General features: G+C 41.2%; 6 protein-coding genes. 4 read left to right on the top strand and 2 right to left on the bottom strand.

Translation table 11 applies throughout. The features are described from left to right. Positions 1-42: 42 nt before the first annotated feature. From FDW88_RS08845 to FDW88_RS08835, 3 genes are all read left to right on the top strand, one after another. Complete coding sequence (locus FDW88_RS08845; RefSeq protein WP_137362407.1) at positions 43-762, top strand: hypothetical protein; 720 nt, start codon at positions 43-45, stop codon at positions 760-762. A gap of 351 nt (positions 763-1,113) precedes the next feature. Beyond that, positions 1,114-1,716 carry a hypothetical protein gene (locus FDW88_RS08840; RefSeq protein ID WP_064391690.1) on the top strand — a complete coding sequence of 201 codons (603 nt, stop codon included), beginning with the start codon at positions 1,114-1,116 and terminating at the stop codon, positions 1,714-1,716. 3 nt (positions 1,717-1,719) lie between these two features. Continuing rightward, positions 1,720-2,139 (top strand): hypothetical protein, encoded by a 420-nt coding sequence (locus tag FDW88_RS08835; protein ID WP_064391691.1) that lies wholly within the window; start codon positions 1,720-1,722, stop codon positions 2,137-2,139. Between the two features lie 62 nt (positions 2,140-2,201). Here FDW88_RS08835 and FDW88_RS22440 read toward each other — a convergent pair whose 3' ends face one another. Further along, positions 2,202-2,351, bottom strand: a complete 150-nt coding sequence (locus tag FDW88_RS22440; RefSeq protein WP_170974160.1) for a hypothetical protein — start codon at positions 2,349-2,351, stop codon at positions 2,202-2,204. A 10-nt stretch (positions 2,352-2,361) separates the two neighbouring features. Then, a complete protein-coding gene (locus FDW88_RS08830; protein ID WP_137362406.1) occupies positions 2,362-2,934 on the bottom strand; it encodes a tyrosine-type recombinase/integrase in 573 nt (190 codons plus the stop codon). Between the two features lie 1,859 nt (positions 2,935-4,793). On the opposite strand from FDW88_RS08830, the gene FDW88_RS22435 reads away from it, so the two are divergent. Beyond that, positions 4,794-4,961, top strand: a complete 168-nt coding sequence (locus FDW88_RS22435) for a hypothetical protein (RefSeq protein ID WP_162838660.1) — start codon at positions 4,794-4,796, stop codon at positions 4,959-4,961. The last annotated feature ends 123 nt before the right edge of the window (positions 4,962-5,084 follow it).

Below are 5,084 nucleotides of genomic sequence, written 5' to 3'. Positions count from 1 at the left end.
TGACCTGCTTATTCGCACCTTCCCTAATTTATGAGGTTTGAGGTGTTACTAAATAAATTAACTGTTGAAAAATTCCATTCGATAATGGAAAGTATTCTTGAGCGATTAGAGAAAGATGACTATCTCTCATGGGATTTTATCAATCGGTTATCTAAAAATGGATGGGTTCCCCCATTAGCTTTTGATTGTTATGACTACTTTCAATGCCCGTCATCAGAATTATCAGATAAAGAAATTGAATTAGGGTTCATGAATTTTTTTGAACTTAATTTTGAAAGCGTATTTTTAAAAATAATAAATCTTGAAGAGGAACAAAATCCTTTTATCCACAAGATGTTATTAGAGGTAATTCAAGCATACAGGCAAGGATTTTATCAAATCTGTATTCCTTCATTGTTTGCAATACTTGAAAGGTATTTGGCTGATCTTTCAAATGATGGTGACTTAAGTAATGTGAAGTATGGTATGGGTTTGGCTCGAAAAGTTTGGATTGAAAAAGATAAGAACGGTCAATTTATTGAAACTGATGGTGAAATTCCTTATCAGTTTGTGCAGAGTTGCTATTTAATTAAACAATTCTTAGATAAGTATTTTACGAAGATTGATTTTGAAAGTTTTGATTCGTTGAATAGACACGCATTTGCTCATGGGAGACAGCAATACTATGCAACTCGAGTTGATGCCGTGAAATTGATTTTTATTATTACAAACATTATTAGCATGTATTATCAGATTGAATTCATTACTCCTGAGGAAGAGTAATGAATGGCTAATTCAGAAGTGAAGAATAAATGGAAGGTTTTGAAAAACATTAGCGGTCATAGGGTTAAGATCTTTATTCCTGCTACATTGCAAATTAGTTAGGGTGATGTCAGAGAAAGGTAGTTATCTAATGCAAAAAAAAGATAATTCTATCTATGATCTGATTGACATTATTAAAGCTGTAGATAAAAGAGCAGGCTCTGTCAACGTTCTAGACTCGCCCCTCGGGTGTACGGTCATTCTGATAAACTTCACTGTCTGACATACCCTGATGCTGTCGCCTAACGGCCCCGCTTGTTGCCTTACCACCAACGGGTTCATGATGTACTATGGGAGAAAACAGGAGCGTGTATGTCAGATAATTATGCTGGTCTTATTGGGACAGTTGTGGGTGCAATCATTACAGGAGGCTTCGCCTGGTTTACTGATTGGCGTAAGAACCGTTCGAAGAATGAAAAAGATTTAGAAGTGTTAGCCCTAAAACTGACTTATAAACTAGATCGGTATGTTGCACTGTGCCTTGAGTGTTCAGAAGATGATGGGCGCGAGTATTATTATGAAGATGAAGGTAGATGCTCTGGATCGGTGTTTAGAGGTTATGTCATTGAATTTCCTGATTTTAAGCTGGGAAAATTCGAAGATATCGATTGGAAGTTGTTACCTGTGAATTTAATGCACGAAATTTTTACACTTCCTACAAAAGTTGACAATGCAAAGCAGCGATTCGTCAAGGAATGGAACGAATTTGATGATCATTTAAACGATGATTATCCTACAACAAAACGCGCCAAGGAATTGACAGACCTCGCGATTTATTTTTATAACGTATCATTCAGCTTACGGACGTTGGCAGGACTACCGCTCCCTGAGGATTCAATCATCATAGATACACTTAATAAAAATAAAATTAACAACGATAAAGATTACGATAGATTATTTATTCGAGAGGAATGATTAATGTCTGGAATGCTTGCAAGTACAGCGGCGGCTGTAGGGATCATTGATAAGGCTGTCGGCATCGCAAAGAAACTTGCGGATGATGGCGGTGAGCTTGATAAGGCCACGCTTAAACTTGAGCTTGCTAACCTCATGACAGAGCTTGCCAGCGTTAAGATGGAAGTGATCACAACCCAAGCTCTTCTTTTCGAGGCTGAACAAAAAAACAAACAGCTTGAAGAGCAGCTTAAGGATAAGCACACCTTCATTTTCAATGATGGACTTTACTGGAAAGAAGGCGATGAAACAGCCTATTGTCCCAAATGCTTTGAAGTTGATAAGGTGCAAACACACATGATTTTTTCGCGTGCCGTTGGTCAATACTCCGCAAGTTGGTATTGCAATAATTGCAGAAACAGCATTTATCCAAAATCCCGCTAAAATCGTCATTCTTTGGCGGAAGTGTCAAATGTCTTTGCATACGGACATTTCCCCTTAGTTACCTAAGTGAACAGGTAATTGCTGTTCTGATACGTGCGTAGCGTTTTTCCGCTCTTCGTCTGTTCCTCCTGTGGGTGGGTCATCGTAATTTGTCCGGCATTTGCCAGGGCTGGCAGTAACGCCAGTGTCAGCACCAGTAAACTGTTTTTCATGTGTACCCCCTTATAAGTCCATCTCATTGATCACACGACTAACGGCTTGTTTATCTAAATCCAGATAGCGCCTGGTGTCGGTGATGTTGCTGTGATTAAGCACGGTCATAGCTAACGCGATGTTGTTTGCAGAACGTTTGTAGATGGCATTCCCGCCAGCTTTGCGGAAGCTGTGCGCCGATACAGTGCCATGAATCCCGATAGCTTTAGCGGCTTCTGCGATCTGCTTGCTCACTTCCTCGCGTCGTACAGGCGCTTGCTTGTTCATTGATCGGTTACGCTGGCTTCTGAACACATGCACATCATTGGGAAACTCAGCGCGGCGACGTGTGATCATCTGCACCACTGGAGCCGGAAGGGTGAGGGCTTTACGCTTCCCTGTCTTCTGTTCTTCTATGTCAATCTCACCGTTGATCACGTCGTCAAAGCGTAACGCTACGGCATCCCCCACACGCAATACGGCGGCTTGCATCATTAACGTAACGTCAGCTATCAGGCTCTTGTTATGAGCGTTTAGCCATTCCCTGATCGCTTTAGCTTGCTGTTCGTCTAACACCACTGCTCTGTTCAATTTATCCTCCATTAAGGACACACATCTAAACTTATGAAATAAACATTATGATCATTTTCAGTTGGTTGCAAGAAAAATGATCAAAGATTGATCTGTGATGTGTGTGGTAAATGGCGCGGTTGTGTCCAGTGCTGAACGCGAAGATCAGGCACACCCAGATCGAAATCTGCACAATTTCAAAATATCTTCAACAAAATCAATTTGTTGTCATTTATAAACATGTGTTTGGACGTTGCCAAATCATCAGATCGGCAAGAAGAACAGCGGTAACACCGGAACATCACACTACAGATGGTTGTGTGTGGTTGTTGTCTATTTCATTGATTTTATGTTGGAAAATGTGAGGGTATTAGGCGAGGGTGGCGCTAACCTGCCAGTATGCACGGAGTATGCAGAGTTTATTCACTTGAAACTGATTGTGTAATGAAATGATTAGAATGCTAATGAAATGGTGGATTTTGGCATGAAAAAATCAGCGGCGTTTCATTTCGTGAAAACTCGTTCGACAAATGCACCTATCATGAAAGTGCTCATAGTGGACAATGATCGCTGTGAGCCGCACGGCGTAAGGCTTTAACAAGGTTAAGTGATTTTAAAATTAAAGTTAAAATTTAACTTAGGCTAAATTTTTCTTGTATCAATGGCGTTTCTTTACCTGCCAATTACCAGCGGATTACGGGCCAGTTTGATGGGAATTACACCAGGGTTATTGCATGGATAAATCGGAGTGAGCAGGGCGACGATTTACCGTCGGGTAAAGTGAGAAACAAGCACCCCTACAGAATTCTGTTACCCTTTGGACTTTCTATGCACCAGTACACCTACAAAATACTGTGACCCTACCCCCACAGAAAACTGTTAGACACCCCCACAGAATTTTGGGGGAGGGGGTAACAGAATTCTGTTAGCTATTAGATCACTTATTAAATTATTTGATTAGATCAGAACTTATGATCTTTTTACGCTGTTCCTGGTCGGTACTCTACGGGAAATCTCACCTACGCGACCCTTGACGGGCTGACGGTTCGACCCCGTACCGCTCAGGAACAAGCACAAGCGTAACTCTGTATCTTCTTGACTCGTGCAAACTTCGTTTCTGACGAACGTCAGGCACGAATGATTTTATGCCGTAGGCAAAGTACCGTTGCGCTGTGCGCGTAATAATCGTGTGCTTCGCCAGTGGCTAAAGTTCACTTACCCCCGTACCTCGTGCAAGTTCACTAAGCCTCAATCCAATACCAACTAACTACAATCCTGATAACTACCGTTATCCCTCTGTAGTTGTGCTATTGGTTTCGGGAGTAAGTGCCAGAGGTGCGCCCGTATGCCGTTATGCTTCACAGCAGCCTCATAGAGCGTTTTAAGCAGGGCAGGGAATACCTATGTAGCGCATGTGTATGCAAACCTCGCATAGCTCGATACAGCGCGTTTTATGGTAATTGGTAGAACTTGATCTCTTTTGGTGAGTATGCTATGATCTTAAATGGATAAAAATAATTATTGACTTTTATCTTGTTTCGTGTTAGATTAGTATCAGGAGCTAAGAAAAAGATTCTTACCTTCTATCTCTGAGGTGTTCAGCCTCCCAAAAATTCCAAATCGCAATGCACTTTGAGCCGTCAGGCTGCAAGGTGTTTTTATTTTATCTCAACTAAGGAGAACCGTTATTAAATACTTCGACATTGACACTACGGTGTCACAGCTTGTTAACGGTGAAGTCACCCGCTTCCAAATTAAAGCTATACGCAACACTAATCGTAAGCACGGCTATAAAGAGCGTGAAGAGTTCTTTAATGAAGTGCTACGACGCTTCGATCTAATTAGAGCAGCACAGAAAGAAACTGACAAATAAGCCAGAAGGAGAAAACCACATGAGCGACATTATAAATGCGAAGAAACAACCGCGCACTTGCTTACACATTCCTGATGAAACGTTCCAGGCCTTATTTAAAGAGGCGAGAAATCAAAGAGTGACAGTTACAGAATACATCCTCAATGTTCTGAATAAAGAGGCAACCAATCTTAACAAGGGCAAGTGATCCAATTATCACCATAGTAGCGCCGTGAGCGCGATTACAATTAAGGATAAAATTTCAAATGACAACAAATGATGATCAATTTGTAAGGGTTCCTATGTGGATTCTGAAAATAAGCCACGTCAA

The sequence above is a fragment of the Citrobacter sp. wls829 genome, from assembly GCF_005280825.1.
Lineage (GTDB): Bacteria > Pseudomonadota > Gammaproteobacteria > Enterobacterales > Enterobacteriaceae > Citrobacter > Citrobacter gillenii.
Note: the sequence above shows the minus strand (reverse complement) of the source record. Positions and strands in the feature narration are given on the sequence as shown.

What these genes read in the sequence shown, in the direction of transcription:
- FDW88_RS08830 (WP_137362406.1), bottom strand. Translation starts at nt 2,934, where the DNA reads ATGGAGGATAAATTGAACAGAGCAGTGGTGTTAGACGAACAGCAAGCT.
- FDW88_RS08835 (WP_064391691.1), top strand. Translation starts at nt 1,720, where the DNA reads ATGTCTGGAATGCTTGCAAGTACAGCGGCGGCTGTAGGGATCATTGAT.
- FDW88_RS08840 (WP_064391690.1), top strand. Translation starts at nt 1,114, where the DNA reads ATGTCAGATAATTATGCTGGTCTTATTGGGACAGTTGTGGGTGCAATC.
- FDW88_RS22435 (WP_162838660.1), top strand. Translation starts at nt 4,794, where the DNA reads ATGAGCGACATTATAAATGCGAAGAAACAACCGCGCACTTGCTTACAC.
- FDW88_RS22440 (WP_170974160.1), bottom strand. Translation starts at nt 2,351, where the DNA reads ATGAAAAACAGTTTACTGGTGCTGACACTGGCGTTACTGCCAGCCCTG.